The sequence below is a fragment of the Brevibacillus sp. JB24b genome, from assembly GCF_051713385.1.
Taxonomy (GTDB): Bacteria; Bacillota; Bacilli; order Brevibacillales; family Brevibacillaceae; genus Brevibacillus_B; species Brevibacillus_B laterosporus.
This window is the reverse complement of sequence record NZ_JBNVQV010000001.1, coordinates 1,507,974-1,523,189: the sequence shown is the minus strand read 5'-3', so window position 1 is coordinate 1,523,189 and position 15,216 is coordinate 1,507,974. Positions and strand designations below refer to the sequence as shown.

The following is a 15,216-nucleotide window of genomic DNA, read 5'->3' as shown; positions in this document are numbered from 1 at the left end:
GCTTGTTGCAAAACAAAATCAAATCTGCTATAAAGAAAGGTTCTCTTTTTCAACTAATTTGCAAACACGCTCTGTCGGTTGCCAACAATCAAAACGATAGGAAGGTTTCGTCTCATACCCCAGTCTGCTACAGGAGTAGGTGGTTTTTACACCCTTATCACCCTTGTTCACACAAAAATGCTGACACGTCGCACAGCAATGAAACCGATTCGTATCTGCCATTTTGTTCATCCCTCTGTCCTTCCAAACCAATGATAGCGATTTCGAGCAACCCAAGCATATGCTTTTTCACCTATATAAGCAGCACCTGGTAAATAGAAAAGAGGCGATAGCCAGCAAAAATAAGTAAGAACAAGTAATTTTCTCACGGCATAAAATGCTCGCAACCGTTCTCCTGAGGGGAGGTGGACTTCCATCGCTTCTCCACATGCCTTATCTTGTAGATGACAAACAGGTGCCTCCTCATAATGACGCCACTCTATTCGTTGTTTTTTCCCGGGCAACAATAAACTAGATAACCGTTCACGAATAAAGCAACACATGTTGCAATGTTCATCATAATAAACGATGATCTTACTCATGCTATACTCCTTTCCATGCAGGGAGTGAAAAAATACTTAGCTGTTCAAATCTTTCCTTCTGCTCCTCTTCCCGCAGAAAATTAGAAAAACCAACTCCAATCAATCTAACACCACGCGAGAAATCAAATTCATCCAATAAAATTTCTAACCATTCTTCCCAATCCCAAGATGTTCCTGACACTACTTTACGCTGTTTACTTTTTGTTGTGAAGTCAGTAAATCTAACTTTCAACGTAAGCGTCTGAGGTTGAACTCCCTCTTGCTCCACTTCTTCTTTTATATGGGCAAGCAATTCTCGGGCAATTTCAGCGATTCGGTCACGCTCCTGCAAATCGTACACCAGGGTGGTTTCCCTACTAATTGATTTAACAGGGCGATCCATCTCGATTTCTCGTTGATCCACTCCGCGTGCACGCTCATATAGCGCATGTCCCCACTTGCCAAATAGTTGAACTACTTCCTCAAGAGGCAACCCCCACAAATCTCGGACAGTCTCAATCCCCTTTTTAGATAAAACCTCCTGTGATTTTTTACCAACACCATGTAAGACACTGATTGGTAGCGGAGCCAGAATATCCAAAGCACTTTCTGCACGAATAATGACAAAAGCATCTGGTTTTCTCAAATCACTGGCGATTTTAGCGAGAGACATATTGTAGGATAAGCCGATACTACAGGTAAGGCCGGTTTCTTGTTTAATGCGTCTTTTCAGCTCTTTGGCAATGGGAACTGCGTTTTCGTAGTGAGACACATCTAAATAAGCCTCATCTAGTCCAATGGGTTGATATAACTCCGCATACTCCGTATAAATCCGCCTAATTTCCTCGGATTTTTCATGATAACGAGCAAAGCGACAAGGAACAAAAATACCATGTGGACACTTTTTACGTGCAATAGCAACAGGCATAGCAGAACGCACACCAAACGAACGAGCCTCATAACTACAGGTAGCTACTACGCCTCGATTGCCCGTACCTCCCACAATGACAGGCTGATTGCGCCATTCTGGATGATCCAATTGTTCCACACTAGCATAAAATGCGTCGATGTCCACATGAATAAATTTTTTCATAGCCGCTCCACCCAAACATATATTCTCATCCAATTCTATTGCTATTATAGAACACTGAGTGTAGCGATTCAATTCACTTGGTTGCTCGATTTACATTTTGGGTAGTATCCCAGGGTTTGTTTAACCATCTACGCATGGCAAAACACCCACGGAACCATTCATCCATTCCTTGTGCAATCCATACCCCAAGTAAGCCCAGCCCAAAATAGATACCAAGTGTATAGCTAAAGACCACTGCAATCCCCCACATTGCAAAAATGCCAATGATCACTGGAAACCGAACATCACCCGCAGACTTTAACGAGCCCATTAAAACAATGTTCATCGCTCTACCTGTCTCGGTAAGGACCATGATCCATAGGACGGGAAGGGCCACTTCAATAATAGCTGGATCAGTCGTAAACATTTGTAAAATAGGCGAGCCTAATAACGCGATAATCAATGTCGTTGCAAACGAAGCACACATCGAAATTTTTAATGTACGCATCCCGCGACGTAAGGCCTTATCATATTGTCTCCCACCAATATAACGGGCAACCAGCAACTGTGTACCTTGTGCAATTGCAAGTGTGAATAGATAGCAAATCATAGAAATATTCAATACATAGACACGTGCCGCCAGCGATGAAGCTCCCATCACCGCAATAAATCCCGTAATGATTACTTGTGATAGCTGATAGGACAAATTCTCACCAGCAGAAGGAATCCCAATGGATAAAAGTCCTTGGATGTCCTCTTTTCTTATAATAAAGATATCTTTAAATCGAATGCGTAAAGCAAGCTGACGAAACACCAAATATAATAAAGCACCTACCGCAAAGGCACGCGCCACCACCATTGCCCAAGCCACGCCAGTAACTCCCGTAATAGGCAATCCAAAAATACCTGTGATCGCGATGATATTACCACCTACACTAATCATGTCCATCAATAGGGTGACCATCAAGGAGTCCTTCGTGTATCCATGACTTCTAAGTACAGCACTTAATGCTAAAGCAATTGATTCTAGAAACAACGATGCCCCACAAATTTGTACAAACAAAAGTCCATAGTTTAAAACATCTCCCTTAAGCTCAAAGAGACTAAGGAATTGTTTACCAAACAGTACCACAATCACAGCAATAGCCATTCCAAACCAAAAATTTAAGCCAAAAGCAGAACGTGCTAACTGCCTTGCTTGATCTAATCGATTAGCTCCCAGTCTTTGACCAATCAGAATAGTCGCACCAATTGACGTCACGTTAAAAATCAAAATAAAAATATTTAAGAGCTGATTTGCCACCCCTACACCCGTAGCTGCATCATCTGAATAATGACTTAGCATCAGAGTTGCAATAATCCCCATCCCCATATGTAGCGCTAGTTCAAAAAAGATTGGCCACGTAATTTGAAATAGAGTTTGACGTTGATATTTGTTGGTTTCTGTACTCACATTCACCCTTCTTTACTCCATTGACATCTATTCGTTCTAAAAGATTTGTTCATTATAACTCGATGTTAGGTGGATGGGAATAGAGATACGGATGTAGATAAAAAAATGAGCTACCCACAAGGTAGGTAGCTCCAAAATATCCATTTTTACAAGTTTTTCTCCACTACACTGTTCATCCTGATCAAGGAAATCTTGTTACATGTCTTTATATGTTACGTGTTTCTTATTTAAAAGTTTTAAAACGCTCATCTAGTGGTTTGTACTCTTTTTCCTTAGGAGCCATTGTTGGTTGACCAAATGGCATTTGGGCAATTAGTTTCCAGTGACCTGGAACATTCCATTCCTTTTTCACATCTTCATTAATTAATGGGTTGTAATGTTGTAAGGTAGCTCCTAAACCTTCCATTTCAAGAGCGGTCCAGATAACAAACTGATGCATACCAGAAGATTGTTGGGACCAAATCGGGAAATTATCTTTATACAGCGCAAAATCCTTTTGTAGTTGCTCTACAACTTGTTGGTCTTCAAAAAAGAGTACTGTTCCGTATCCATTACGGAAAGATTTCATTTTTTCTTCTGTTGGAGCAAAGTTGTTGTCGCCAACTACCTTACGCAAAGCTGCTTCCGTCAAATTCCATAATTTATCATGTTGTTCTCCTAATAGAAGCACGATGCGAGCAGTTTGCGAATTAAATGAAGACGGCGTATGTTTTAGAGCAAATTCAATCACTTCTTTGATTTTATCATCCGAAATGCTTACTTCTTTACTGATACCATAAATAGAACGTCTTCCTTCGACTGCTGCATAAAAATCTTTTGCCATGATACTAGCCTCCCTGTTGTTAGAAAAAATAATGCTACTCAAAACTTTGCCCTACTGGCGTCAACTTATACCGATGCAACAGTAAAACGTTTGTTAACAAAATGCGGATTTTCAAGCTCATCAAGTACTGCAATCGCATAATCTTCCATGCTAATAGAACTTTCGCCTTTTGCATTTACTAGTAAATTTTCCTCACCTTTTTGATAACGTCCTGTACGTTCACCTGGTTCAAACATAGCTGAAGGACTTAAGAAGGTCCATTGAGGTAGATTAGATTGCTTTAGAATCTCCAGATTTTTACCTTGGTTCGTTGCTGTAGCCAAATATTCTTTAGGGAATTCTGGGGTTTCATATAGACGAACCGTTTTCGCTTCATCTACAAACAAGCTACCCGCTCCTCCAACTACAAATAGCTTTGTTTGCGGAGCATTTTTTAGCGCCTCAATCAAAACATTTCCTGCATCTACATGTAAATGCTCTTCTCCTGGTTTTGCACCAAAGGAATTTACAACAACATCAAATTTATTTAAATCCTGAGTAGTTAGGTCAAATACGTCTTTTTGTAGCACAGCTACCTTTTGATTTTGATCAAGCTTGGATGCATCACGAACGATAGCTGTTACTTCATGCCCTCTTTGCACCGCTTCTTGCATGATCAATTTTCCTGCTCTTCCTGTTGCTCCAATAATAGCGATTTTCATATTAAAGGCCTCCTTAATTCGGAATCAATTGTAAAACACGGTAGCTCATTTGAATAAATCAGATCAGATCAAGTCATTGGACAACCGCTCTTCTTGTAACTATTTTAGTTACAACTTTCTTTTTTGTCAAATGTTTTTTTATAGATTGCCCAAAACTTGGTCAATTGTGCATCCAACCTAAAACACCGCTATCTTATGTTTAGGATTGTACGTAGCAAAAAAGCGTGTAAACAAAGGAACCTCCTTGCTTACACGCCACGGTTTTATTTATCATTCTCTTTGCTGTTTTACTAGCTGTACAAACTCCTTGCATATCCCAAGCATCTGTTCGTCATGCATCCACATACGTTCAGGATGCCATTGGACTGCAATAGTAAGACCATCTTTGCTTTCGAATCCTTCTATGACACCATCAGGAGCCACAGCAGTCACATGATAACCAGTAGGTAATGTTTTAACAGCCTGATGATGAGAGCTATTCACCAAGACTGTTTCGGCTCGTAAAGCCCTCTTTAAAAAACCATCTGACACCTGAATGTAATGAGAGCCATATTGCTTAGAACCGATTTGCTGATGCTGCAACGCGTTCGGATACACACTCTCAATATCTTGTACTAAGGTACCTCCGATTGTTATTGCTATCATTTGAGCCCCTCGGCATACCCCAAGCATCGGCTTACGATTATCTAGTAGAGTACGGATTAGCCGAAGCTCAGCTTGATCACGTTCATAGTCTACTTCTCCAAGCCGCTGATGAGGTTCTTCTCCATATAGATGAGGGGCAGGATCAACACCACCGGTCAATAGTACGGCGTCAACAGCCTCAAGTACCTCATCGATTGGATAGAAACCCTCGTGTAATAACGGCAAAAGAAGCGGTATTCCTCCGCTTCTAATAATGCCTTCCACGTAACAATGACTAGCGTAGAAGAAATGATCCACTCGATTGTCTGAAACGTACATTTTGGAACTAGCGATTCCGATCACCGGACGCAAGCCTCTCGCTCCCTTTCTACTCGCGGCGGGCGTATTTGTAATCAACGAAGCCTAATGCGTCGATTACCACGCCTTTCACATCATCCTTTTGTAACCATTTATATGTGTAATAGTAGATCGGAGTGACTGGCATTTCATTCATGAGCATTGTGTCAGCCTGTTTTAATAGCTCTTTACGTTTCTCCTGATTACCTTCTGCTGAAGATTTAGCTAGGAGCTCAGTATATGTTGGATTCGACCAACCAGATTTGTTGCTACCACCCTCTGCTTTAAACACTTCTAAGAAGTTAATTGGATCATTAAAATCACCAATCCAACTAGCACGTGCAATCTGGAAGGCACCTTCCTTCATTGCTTCACGCACTACCTTTAACTCCATATTTTTCAGTTTCACTTCTACATTCAAGGTTTTGCGCCATTGATCCTGAATAGCCTGAGCAAGTTTTGCATGCAACTCATCTGTATTATACAAAAGCTCTATTTCCGGCAATTTTGTCAGTTTCTCTTCTTTTAAGCCTTCTGCCAGCAATTGTTTAGCTTTTGAGATATTATTATCTGTAAAATAGCCACTTGGGTTTAACGACATGGATGGAGGCAAAATACCAAGTGCCGCTGTTCCACCTGTTTGCACAATATTATCAATCAGTTCTTGACGATTCATCGCGTAGGCAAATGCTTGACGTATTTTTTTATTGTTGAACGGAGCCTTTTTTGTGTTAAATACATACCAGTACGTTCCCGCTGTCGCTTGGGTATGCAATTTATCTTTCAATGCACCAATCGCATCAGATGGAATGTCTCCTAGTGGAGAACCAGACCAATCTAACTCATTGTTATCATACATGCTCAATTCTGTCGTAGAGTCCTCAATCATGTTAAACTCTAACTTCTCCAATTTCACATTCTCTTTGTCCCAATAAGTAGGATTTTTTTCAAACGTAATCTTGGATTTATGTTGCCATTCTTTCATAAGAAATGGACCGTTACCAACTAATGTGGACGCATCGTTTGCCCATTTTTCATTAGCTTCTACTACCTTCTGGTTTACAGGATAGTAGGTCACAGAGGACAGTAACTCTAGGAAGAATGGTGTTGGATTTTCTAGTTTTACTTCCAGAGTTTTATCATCAAGTGCTTTTACTCCTACTTGATCTAGAGTAACCTCTTTAGCATTGGCTTTTTGTCCATTCTTAATATAATAAAGCTGGTAGGCATACTCAGAACCCGTTTTTGGATCTAAGACACGTTTCCAAGCGTATTCAAAATCCTTAGCAGTTACTGCATCACCATTTGACCATGTAGAGTTGCGCAACTTGAACGTGTAGGTTTTCAAATCGTCTGAGATAACGTAGCTCTCTGCAACTGATTCATGCAGCTTGCCATCCTCGCCCAAGCGAATCAGACCATCAAAAGCAGAACGAGCAACAGCCATAGAAATTGCGTCTTGTGCTAGACCTGGGTCAGCAGTTGGTGGTTCTGTCTTAATATTGAGGCGTAATTTCTGTTCCTTCGTCCCAGCATTTGCTGTCTTTTCAGGTTTTGAAGTTGAATCTGAACTGTTTGTACTAACTACACCACACCCAGTTAATACAGAAGTTAGAAGTAGGATAGTACAGAGGGAACGGATGGGAAATCGCTTCATCGGCTTACACTCCTCATTTTTCAAAATAACAAAAAAACATTACGTTTCTTTCTTCACGAGGGTTCATGAGGAACAGCATCTTTACACTGGATAAGAAATTGATTTTTTGTATAATCATTCATATCATAAGAGTAATAATTCCTTGTCCTAATGCGCTTTCTAGGCATTCCCCTCGATGAAAACTTTTTTCTATTATAGTGGATTCATTTATTCATGTATATACAAATGTAATCAAAGGGTGGTGTTATTTCAATGATAAAATCACTAGGAGCACAGATGCTGGAAGCGACGGAAACGGCTGGTGGCGAATGGGCAATATATAAATAGGATCTTTCTACAGGTGAATCTTTTATGCATAAAGAAAACCAACCTTTTTTACGCTACCAAACAAACCATTGCCAAGCTAGGAAAAATGGCCTTTGACCGATACAACGTGTAAAAGGATCATCTTATTTCTACACAAAAAGACGACCGTATCAACACGGACGCCTTTTTTCTGTTCATGATTTTTTAGGCTTATGCTTGATGCTTCTACGGCTCTGCTATAAGTCTTTGTACTTCCTCTAGCAGATCTTGTACGCCTGGTCTGTCAAACTGAGAACTACCGATGTAGGCATAGCGGATCACATGTTCCTTGTCCAATAAATACGCACTAGGAACAGCAATTCGAAAAGAATCCCACTTAAAAGGAGTAAACACCTCATACGCTTTCATTACTTCACGAGTCGAGTCTGAAAGCAAGGGAAACGGCATCTTGGTGCTATCTGCATACTGTATGAGATTTTGTAATTTTTGACCCGCAATAATAACGATAGGTACACCTAGTTTGTCAAAACGAGAACAGGCAGGCTGTAAGGCTTCCAACTGTTTACGACAATTTGGACACCAGGTTCCTCGAATAAACAAGAGTAACAAAGGCTTACCCGTATATTGATCTAACCGGATTATTCCCTTTGTTGATTCCAATTCAAAATCTGGAGCTTTATGCCCGATAGACAGTCCCTTTTTTCCCATATGATCTCCCCCCTCTACTCTCTTGAGCGGTTAGTCATTTGTTGCCACACTGTCCCACTTGCTTCTTCTCCACCCTCAATTCGTTCAATAGCTAACTTAATTTGCAAGCTAATTTCGAACTCGCTATCCTCTTCAGCCTGATGTAGCGCTGGCAAGGCTGATTCATCCCCCACCTCATATAAAAAACGAGCGGCACGCCAGCGAACCAACTTATTTGAATCACGCAAAGCTTCGATCATGGCTGGAATCGCTTTAGGATTTCCTAGGTCAGACAAGGTGTCACCAGCTGTTCTCCTAACGGAAGCTGAAGCATCCCGCAAAGCTAGATACAATAAAGGGAGAACCTCTTCTGTTCCAATCATCCCCAAATAAACAACAGCCAAGCGACGTATAGAAGCCTTCTCATCCTCCAGCGCTTTGTTCATCAGTGGGAGATCCTCTTCCGTTGGCTCCATTCGCTCTAAAACAGCATAACGTTTACGCCAATCAGGATCAGTAAGCATTTCTATTGTTACCTTTTGCGGTGGTTGCGGTTTTGGCGGCTCCTGCTGTCCTCCTTGAGCTAATGCTACTTGTAGCAGCACTTGTAATCGTGCTTCATCATAAGCAGCATCCAATTCCTGAGCCACTTCCTCACCTACTTCTTTCGCATTTCCATATCGTGCGCCCTGTTCAACCCACTGACGCTCTGTAATTAAGTTAGGGGAAGTAACTCCAGCCTGCATTGCCATTTTTGCAAACCGTTCAGGAAGTCCCGTGCGGGTTTCTTCTCCATTTGCAACAATTTTTACTTGCATAGGAATATCTCTAAACATTTGCACATATACTTGTAATTCTCCAAAGGCAGGTGCTTCTTCCTGATTATCCGCCCAATCACTGCCGCTCATTTCTTCTGCACCCAATATCTCCTTAGCTTCCGCTAGTATTGGTTGCCAGGCTGCATTTGACAATCGTTCCAACGCAATAAAGTCTACAACCTGAAAGACCCCTTTAACTCCTTCTATCCCTAACAGCTTTTGGATATACTGCGGGGCCTGTCCTTTTGTCTTTTGGGTAAAATTATGTTGAACTCCATTCGGAAGCTGTTCATCTAACGTCAGCTTCATCGTATTGGGACTTGGTGTAGGTTCAATGGAGCGTATTTTCATTAGCTCAACTCCTTTTCGTAATAAGTAGCCTATCTCAAGTAAGCTTTGTATCCAACGTTACCAGTATGCTTTTCGCTAGTATAGCATATGATAATCGAGCCACTAAAACTTCACTGACAGTTTAGAGCACCCCCGTTGCTTTCGAGTTTTCTTTTATGTAAAACAAAAATGGGTCACTTTCTCACCCATTTTTACTGTGGTTATTTTCCCTATTTAACTAGCAATTCGTATGTTACTTCTGTTACATATGGTTCTGGTGTATCAGGAAGTGTCATTTTTCCACGTAACTGTAACTGATGAACTCCAATTCCTAATGGTTTTAGCATCAGCCAAAAACCATCGGTAGCTGCATTAGCCTTTTTACATGTACCAACAGGAACCTCTATATCAAGAAGATTATTATAAGGTAGCTGGATAGGAAAAATTGGGGACGAAACACGATACACTTCTGTTTTGATTGGATACCCATCCAAAACAACATTTGCCTCTACAATATGGTCTGCTAAATATTTTGCACCACCGGATAAATCTAGAGGCATCCCTGTTATTTTGGGTAAAAAAATGTCATTACTCACTGCACTACATACAGGGAAAAAGATCGGCTTTTTATGAGGAATCGTACATGTACGAACCGCTGGACGTCCACTGTAACTTCCAGCCAAAAACCAAACGGGTCTTTCGTGTTGTTTCATTTGATGCACTTCTGAATAGTCGCCAGTTAGGTCCAATAATGGATGAATAGCCTTTGGAATGGAAAAAGCCCATTGCCACCATTCTATCGCCCAATCACTATAGCTTTTATAAGCCGGCTGCGAAGTTGGAGGAAAGACCCGCGGGTCAACAATAAGTTCATGACTCATTGATTTCACCTCCTGTTTTATCTTATTTCAATGTACATGAAGCGAAACGGCTGATGGTCAGGTTCGATTGTCTTTTTTGCCTTTTTTCAAAAAAACTAGTCGTATGTGGTATCCTTTTTCTTTTTTTAGAATAGAATAGTTCGTGCTGTTTTTAATCTCACATTTGAATATCTCTCTTTTACCATTCATATTATTTTTTCTAAATGTTCAAAAATAATTAACAATTACACCCTACCTTTTTCCTTATTTTGGATCATAATAGTAAGTAGAATACCTCTTGTATTTCCAAACTTTTTGAAACTTATTTGTTTCTGCATCGTATAAACAAGTAAGAATATAAATAGGAGTTGAAAAAGTGATGAGGACGTACACATTTTTGTTCGAAACAAAAACGAACAGATGGGAAGAACGAGTAGAAGCGAACAGCATGTTGGACGCCGCTCGCAAAGCAAAAGAATTGGCTATTGAAAAATCAAAAGCCCTGGCGACCAAAATTATGTTCTCTTTTTACCACGTTCGAGCAGTATAAGAAGCTATCTTCTTTGCAATAGATATGGCAGGTGATCCACTACATGTTGTCAACAGCATATGTCCAATGAAACGCTCCCTTTCATTTAGCAAGGGAGCGTTTTGTTATATAAAAAGCAGGCATACCTCTCCAATCCTTAAAACACTTGTTCTGAGAGACTTGTTCTAAGAGAACTCATTTTTTCATAGACTTTTCTATTTTGCCTTCTGATGGTATACTTTAATAATTAGAAATTTATCTAAATATCAAATTATAGAGAGGGTGCCAGCTAAGAAATGGGATTAAACGTAACTTTTAAAGCTTTATCAGACCCAACTAGGCGCCAAATTCTTGATCTACTTCGGGAAAAAGACTTAACAGCCGGAGAGATAGCTGAGCATTTTAACATGACAAAACCAAGCATCTCACATCATCTCAATCTTTTAAAACAAGCGGATTTGATTCGGGATGAACGAATGGGTCAACACATCATGTATTCACTTCACACAACCGTTTTTCAAGATGTAATGAAATGGATATTACGTTTTTCAGAGGAGGAGCGTTAGGATGAAAAAACATTGGTTTTTTATATTGATTTTTAGCATCACCATTCTCATTAGCATCTTTAGTCTCCCTTATCTGCCCAACGAAGTAGCGATGCACTGGAACGCAAGCGGAGAAATAGACCGCTATAATTCTAAATGGTACGCTGTTGGTTTCGCACCGTTTTTAATGCTCCTACTCTATGTCATGATGAACGTGCTTCCCAAATTTGATCCACGTCAGGAAACATACACTAAGACAAAGAGTACATATCTAACCATTAGATATTTATTCATTGTATTTATGCTGGTCATGCATTGTATGGTTATCTTAACTGGTCTTGGTTACAATTTAAACATCGGTCTGATTGTTAACATGCTGGTAGGTTTGTTGTTTGTCCTGATTGGCAATGTAATGCCTCGTATGCAACCATCGTATTTTGTTGGGATTAAGACTCCCTGGACGTTAGCTAGTGATGAAGTCTGGCGTAAAACACATTTTATCGGTGGTAGATTATTTGTTCTGGGAGGCATTCTTGTCATTGTAAGTAGTTTTTTACCTCCCTTTATTCAAAGCTGGGCACTCTTAGTGATTCTAGTAGGAACGGTAGTCATCACATATTTCTTATCCTACCTGTACTACCGTCAGATCAAGCCATAGACACCTTATCACCTCAAACATAATTCCTCTCATTTTATGTATGTAAAAACCACCGTCCAGCTAGTAAAACAAGTTGCTATGGTTGCTCAACAACAATACTCAAGCTGGCAAGAGTTTGGAACAAGCTTTCTGATAGGAAGACAATTCTGGTGGGCACAGACAACTAGTGAGAGTGCTGAGAAAATGGCACGTTTTGTACGGAATTTGATCCTGCATCCAAACAGCCTATGGAATCGATTAGATTGGAATCTATCATTGGACTAGCTAGGAACATCTCCACAATCTATCATAACCTCCCTCTCAAAAAGAAGAACTCTTTACAGTTGCGAAATAGACTACTTTTCTCTAATTAGAGAATTTAGGAAGTCTATTTCTTTTTTTGACTAACAGAGACTATTGTCAGGTTGTCCTGAACTTCAATATTCTTTACCCTTTAGAACGCACAAAAAACACGATGAATTTCTTCAGCGTGTTTTTTATAAAGTATGGCGGAGGGAGAGGGATTCGAACCCCCGTGACGTTGCCGCCTAACGGTTTTCAAGACCGCCCCGTTATGACCACTTCGGTATCCCTCCGTGTAGTAAATGTTGGTAACAACCTCTCAACAAAAATTATTATACCTGATGTAAATTTATTTAGCAAGAGTGAAATAAAAATTTTTTTATTTTTTTAAAGCCCTTGAAAAATCGATTATACACTTGATAACCACTCTCATTGAATGATGATTCATTATATGATACCATCTACATTATACCAATCATCCAATATTTGGATGTACACTGTTGTTAGGATGGTAATACTCGCTATAAAATTAAATCAACCAACACGTCACCTGTTCAACAAGTAATCATTCCATTTGAACAACTAATTGAAGCAATTAAACAACAAGATGCAGACACCACGGAAGTAATTGCCTGCTCATATATGATTACGCTAAAGCAGGTCCTACAAGATGCTTGGGGAGGAGATGAGAAAAAATGAATACGCAACAATATAACCCGAATACCAGCCATACACATGAGTCCAAAATTCGCACAATCCTTACCGTGCTTGGAATTATTTTAATTGCTGCCAATCTCCGTGCTGCAATAACATCAGTTGGACCTCTGATTAGTGATATCCGCAATACCACAGGTCTTACTGGCACAGTTGCGGGAATGTTAACAACCCTACCTTTGATTGCTTTTGCAATATTATCTCCTGTTACACCAAAACTAGCACGTCGATTTGGTATGGAAAAAACTTTATTTATTGGTCTACTTGTACTTAGCCTGGGTATTATCTTACGTTATCTGCCTTCGACTATTTTGCTATTTGTTGGTACAGCATTGATTGGGTTAGCAATTGCAGTCGGCAACGTTTTGTTACCGAGCTTGATCAAACGTGATTTTGCTTATAACGTAGGAATTATGACCGGTGCCTATTCTCTATCAATGGGTATCTTTGCGGCACTAGCGTCCGGACTTAGTGTACCAATTGCACATGGATTACAACTTGGGTGGAGGGGCTCTCTATTAAGTGTTGCCTCTCTGAGCCTTGTCGCTGCATTAATATGGATTCCTCAGCTTCAACACCCTCACCTTCCAAAAGAATCATCAATAAATAAGGTTACTGGAAAAAGCATTTGGCGTTGCCCTCTTGCCTGGCAAGTCACACTCTTTATGGGTCTGCAATCGTTAGCTTTTTATGTAAGCATTTCATGGTTACCAGCTATCTTATCTGATCGTGGTTATAGTGCGGAATCAGCAGGGTGGATTTTGTCTCTCATGCAATTTGTTAGTTTGCCTGTCAGCTTTCTTGTTCCAATGATTGCTGGTCGAAGTAAAAATCAAAGTGGACTTGCTGTTCTCATTTCTCTGTTTGGTATGATTGGCTTTGCTGGGCTCCTTATAGGCAATAACGCTTTGTTGTTTCTATGGATTATCTTTATTGGATTAGGTCAAGGGGGGAGTATCAGTCTGGCCCTCACCATGTTTGCTCTGCGTGCTCCTAATGTTATGGTATCAGCAGAGTTATCTGGTATGGCCCAGTCAATAGGTTATGCACTGGCAGCTTGTGGGCCTATTTTGTTTGGATTTTTACACGATGTCACGGATGATTGGAGTCTTCCTCTCATTGGGATTGTTGTGGTTATCTTACTACAGCTACTCGTGGGCCTAGGTGCAGGTAGAGCTGCTTATGTAACACAGCTAGATAAATCGGAAAAAACCAATCATTCCTCATAAATAGTCTCTGATATAGGGCAACCTTTCATTAGGCTTGCCCTATATCAAATTCAAATTACGTATTTAAACGAACCTCGATAGGTGCTTTTCTCCACTCTTTTTCCCTGTACGAGTCACTGTATTGATATAAAACAGTTATTTGTTACCATTTCACTTCTCACGCATAAAATGTATGACGCTTGATTAGAGGGTGATTTCTTTGTCTTATCACATCCGTGTTTCCATATCTAAGCTAACGTTATATTTATTCAATGGAAACCAACTCATTCGATCATTCCCCGTAGCTTTAGGTAAAATAGTTACCGCGACACCGTACGGGAATTTTACCATTGTTAGCAAAGTTCCCTATCCGAATTCTTACCCAGGCGGACCTTTAAGTGTGTTTGGCACATATTGGTTAGGCCTCAGCAAACCTCACTATGGAATTCACGGTACCAACAATCCAGCCTCCATCGGTAAATATGTATCACACGGTTGTATTCGTATGTATAATCGTGACGTAGAGGCTCTTGCTAAACTAGTGTCAATTGGAACACCCGTCAGTATTCGCAGAGTGTGATAATAAAGGCTATTTTGTTAAGAAAAAATGGAGCAAGGAGCCAGATTGTGCAATAGATACTTTTCGATTTTTCTGTGTCATCTATCCGCAAGGTGTAAAACAGAGTCTCTTCATTCTTCTTTCTTATCATAAGATTATGCTATCTAAAGTTTTTTTCTTTGCGGATATCTTGCTCTCTTTCCATAAATGTGTACGTTTTCCTTCGATATGAACATGCCCCATGAACCTTGTCCCATACTTTAGTCAGACAATTCGGACATCTGTATCTTTGACGTTTTACCTCTATTTTTCTTGGCTCTCCGTCTACAATATCGTCGAATACCTGAATGCGGGTTTCGGTTTTATGAAACTTTTGGTTCCTACAAACTGAGCATTTTTTAGGAGGTTCGGTGTAAACATTCATTAGTAACCACGCTCCTCATCGAAGTATATAATTGAAAGAAATTATATCC

Annotated in this window: 17 protein-coding genes and 1 tRNA gene; 6 read left to right on the top strand and 12 right to left on the bottom strand. The window is 40.2% G+C overall.

The window, feature by feature from the left end; translation table 11 throughout:
- Positions 1 to 27 precede the first annotated feature (27 nt).
- The 11 genes from ACQV1I_RS07425 to ACQV1I_RS07375 form a co-directional block, all read right to left on the bottom strand.
- A complete protein-coding gene (locus ACQV1I_RS07425; protein ID WP_372486577.1) occupies positions 28 to 231 on the bottom strand; it encodes a hypothetical protein in 204 nt (67 codons plus the stop codon).
- The gene (locus tag ACQV1I_RS07420; RefSeq protein WP_116333216.1) at positions 228 to 581 is read right to left on the bottom strand and encodes a thiol-disulfide oxidoreductase DCC family protein; all 354 of its coding nucleotides are present in this window, start codon (positions 579 to 581) and stop codon (positions 228 to 230) included. The genes ACQV1I_RS07425 and ACQV1I_RS07420 overlap by 4 nt, the downstream gene beginning before the upstream one ends.
- A 1-nt stretch (position 582) precedes the next feature.
- Positions 583 to 1,653, bottom strand: coding sequence for a DNA polymerase IV (locus ACQV1I_RS07415; RefSeq protein WP_116333215.1), 1,071 nt, complete (start codon positions 1,651 to 1,653; stop codon positions 583 to 585).
- 73 nt (positions 1,654 to 1,726) lie between these two features.
- Positions 1,727 to 3,085 (bottom strand): MATE family efflux transporter, encoded by a 1,359-nt coding sequence (locus tag ACQV1I_RS07410; protein WP_116333277.1) that lies wholly within the window; start codon positions 3,083 to 3,085, stop codon positions 1,727 to 1,729.
- 223 nt (positions 3,086 to 3,308) lie between these two features.
- The gene (locus tag ACQV1I_RS07405) at positions 3,309 to 3,908 is read right to left on the bottom strand and encodes a nitroreductase family protein (RefSeq protein WP_116333214.1); all 600 of its coding nucleotides are present in this window, start codon (positions 3,906 to 3,908) and stop codon (positions 3,309 to 3,311) included.
- Positions 3,909 to 3,973: 65 nt separating this feature from the next.
- The gene (locus tag ACQV1I_RS07400; RefSeq protein WP_094700282.1) at positions 3,974 to 4,609 is read right to left on the bottom strand and encodes an NAD(P)-dependent oxidoreductase; all 636 of its coding nucleotides are present in this window, start codon (positions 4,607 to 4,609) and stop codon (positions 3,974 to 3,976) included.
- A gap of 270 nt (positions 4,610 to 4,879) precedes the next feature.
- Complete coding sequence (locus tag ACQV1I_RS07395; RefSeq protein ID WP_116333213.1) at positions 4,880 to 5,605, bottom strand: gamma-glutamyl-gamma-aminobutyrate hydrolase family protein; 726 nt, start codon at positions 5,603 to 5,605, stop codon at positions 4,880 to 4,882.
- A gap of 16 nt (positions 5,606 to 5,621) precedes the next feature.
- The gene (locus ACQV1I_RS07390) at positions 5,622 to 7,247 is read right to left on the bottom strand and encodes a peptide ABC transporter substrate-binding protein (protein WP_116333212.1); all 1,626 of its coding nucleotides are present in this window, start codon (positions 7,245 to 7,247) and stop codon (positions 5,622 to 5,624) included.
- A 531-nt stretch (positions 7,248 to 7,778) separates the two neighbouring features.
- Complete coding sequence (locus ACQV1I_RS07385) at positions 7,779 to 8,261, bottom strand: peroxiredoxin family protein (RefSeq protein WP_116333211.1); 483 nt, start codon at positions 8,259 to 8,261, stop codon at positions 7,779 to 7,781.
- A 14-nt stretch (positions 8,262 to 8,275) separates the two neighbouring features.
- Positions 8,276 to 9,409: a conserved virulence factor C family protein gene (locus ACQV1I_RS07380; protein ID WP_116333210.1), complete on the bottom strand. Its 1,134-nt coding sequence runs from the start codon at positions 9,407 to 9,409 to the stop codon at positions 8,276 to 8,278.
- A 209-nt stretch (positions 9,410 to 9,618) separates the two neighbouring features.
- Positions 9,619 to 10,269 carry a hypothetical protein gene (locus ACQV1I_RS07375; protein WP_094700277.1) on the bottom strand — a complete coding sequence of 217 codons (651 nt, stop codon included), beginning with the start codon at positions 10,267 to 10,269 and terminating at the stop codon, positions 9,619 to 9,621.
- A 358-nt stretch (positions 10,270 to 10,627) separates the two neighbouring features.
- Between ACQV1I_RS07375 and ACQV1I_RS07370 the strand changes: the two genes are divergently transcribed.
- From ACQV1I_RS07370 to ACQV1I_RS07355, 4 genes are all read left to right on the top strand, one after another.
- Positions 10,628 to 10,798, top strand: coding sequence for a hypothetical protein (locus ACQV1I_RS07370; protein WP_018672963.1), 171 nt, complete (start codon positions 10,628 to 10,630; stop codon positions 10,796 to 10,798).
- Between the two features lie 275 nt (positions 10,799 to 11,073).
- Positions 11,074 to 11,343, top strand: a complete 270-nt coding sequence (locus tag ACQV1I_RS07365; protein WP_018672964.1) for an autorepressor SdpR family transcription factor — start codon at positions 11,074 to 11,076, stop codon at positions 11,341 to 11,343.
- Position 11,344: 1 nt separating this feature from the next.
- The gene (locus ACQV1I_RS07360; RefSeq protein WP_094700276.1) at positions 11,345 to 11,980 is read left to right on the top strand and encodes an SdpI family protein; all 636 of its coding nucleotides are present in this window, start codon (positions 11,345 to 11,347) and stop codon (positions 11,978 to 11,980) included.
- A gap of 36 nt (positions 11,981 to 12,016) precedes the next feature.
- Positions 12,017 to 12,244 (top strand): DUF1266 domain-containing protein, encoded by a 228-nt coding sequence (locus ACQV1I_RS07355; RefSeq protein WP_242066270.1) that lies wholly within the window; start codon positions 12,017 to 12,019, stop codon positions 12,242 to 12,244.
- 222 nt (positions 12,245 to 12,466) lie between these two features.
- Here ACQV1I_RS07355 and ACQV1I_RS07350 read toward each other — a convergent pair.
- Positions 12,467 to 12,555, bottom strand: a tRNA-Ser gene (locus ACQV1I_RS07350).
- A 402-nt stretch (positions 12,556 to 12,957) separates the two neighbouring features.
- Between ACQV1I_RS07350 and ACQV1I_RS07345 the strand changes: the two genes are divergently transcribed.
- The gene (locus ACQV1I_RS07345; RefSeq protein ID WP_116333209.1) at positions 12,958 to 14,205 is read left to right on the top strand and encodes a CynX/NimT family MFS transporter; all 1,248 of its coding nucleotides are present in this window, start codon (positions 12,958 to 12,960) and stop codon (positions 14,203 to 14,205) included.
- A gap of 199 nt (positions 14,206 to 14,404) precedes the next feature.
- A complete protein-coding gene (locus ACQV1I_RS07340) occupies positions 14,405 to 14,764 on the top strand; it encodes a L,D-transpeptidase (protein ID WP_094700274.1) in 360 nt (119 codons plus the stop codon).
- Positions 14,765 to 15,216 lie beyond the last annotated feature (452 nt).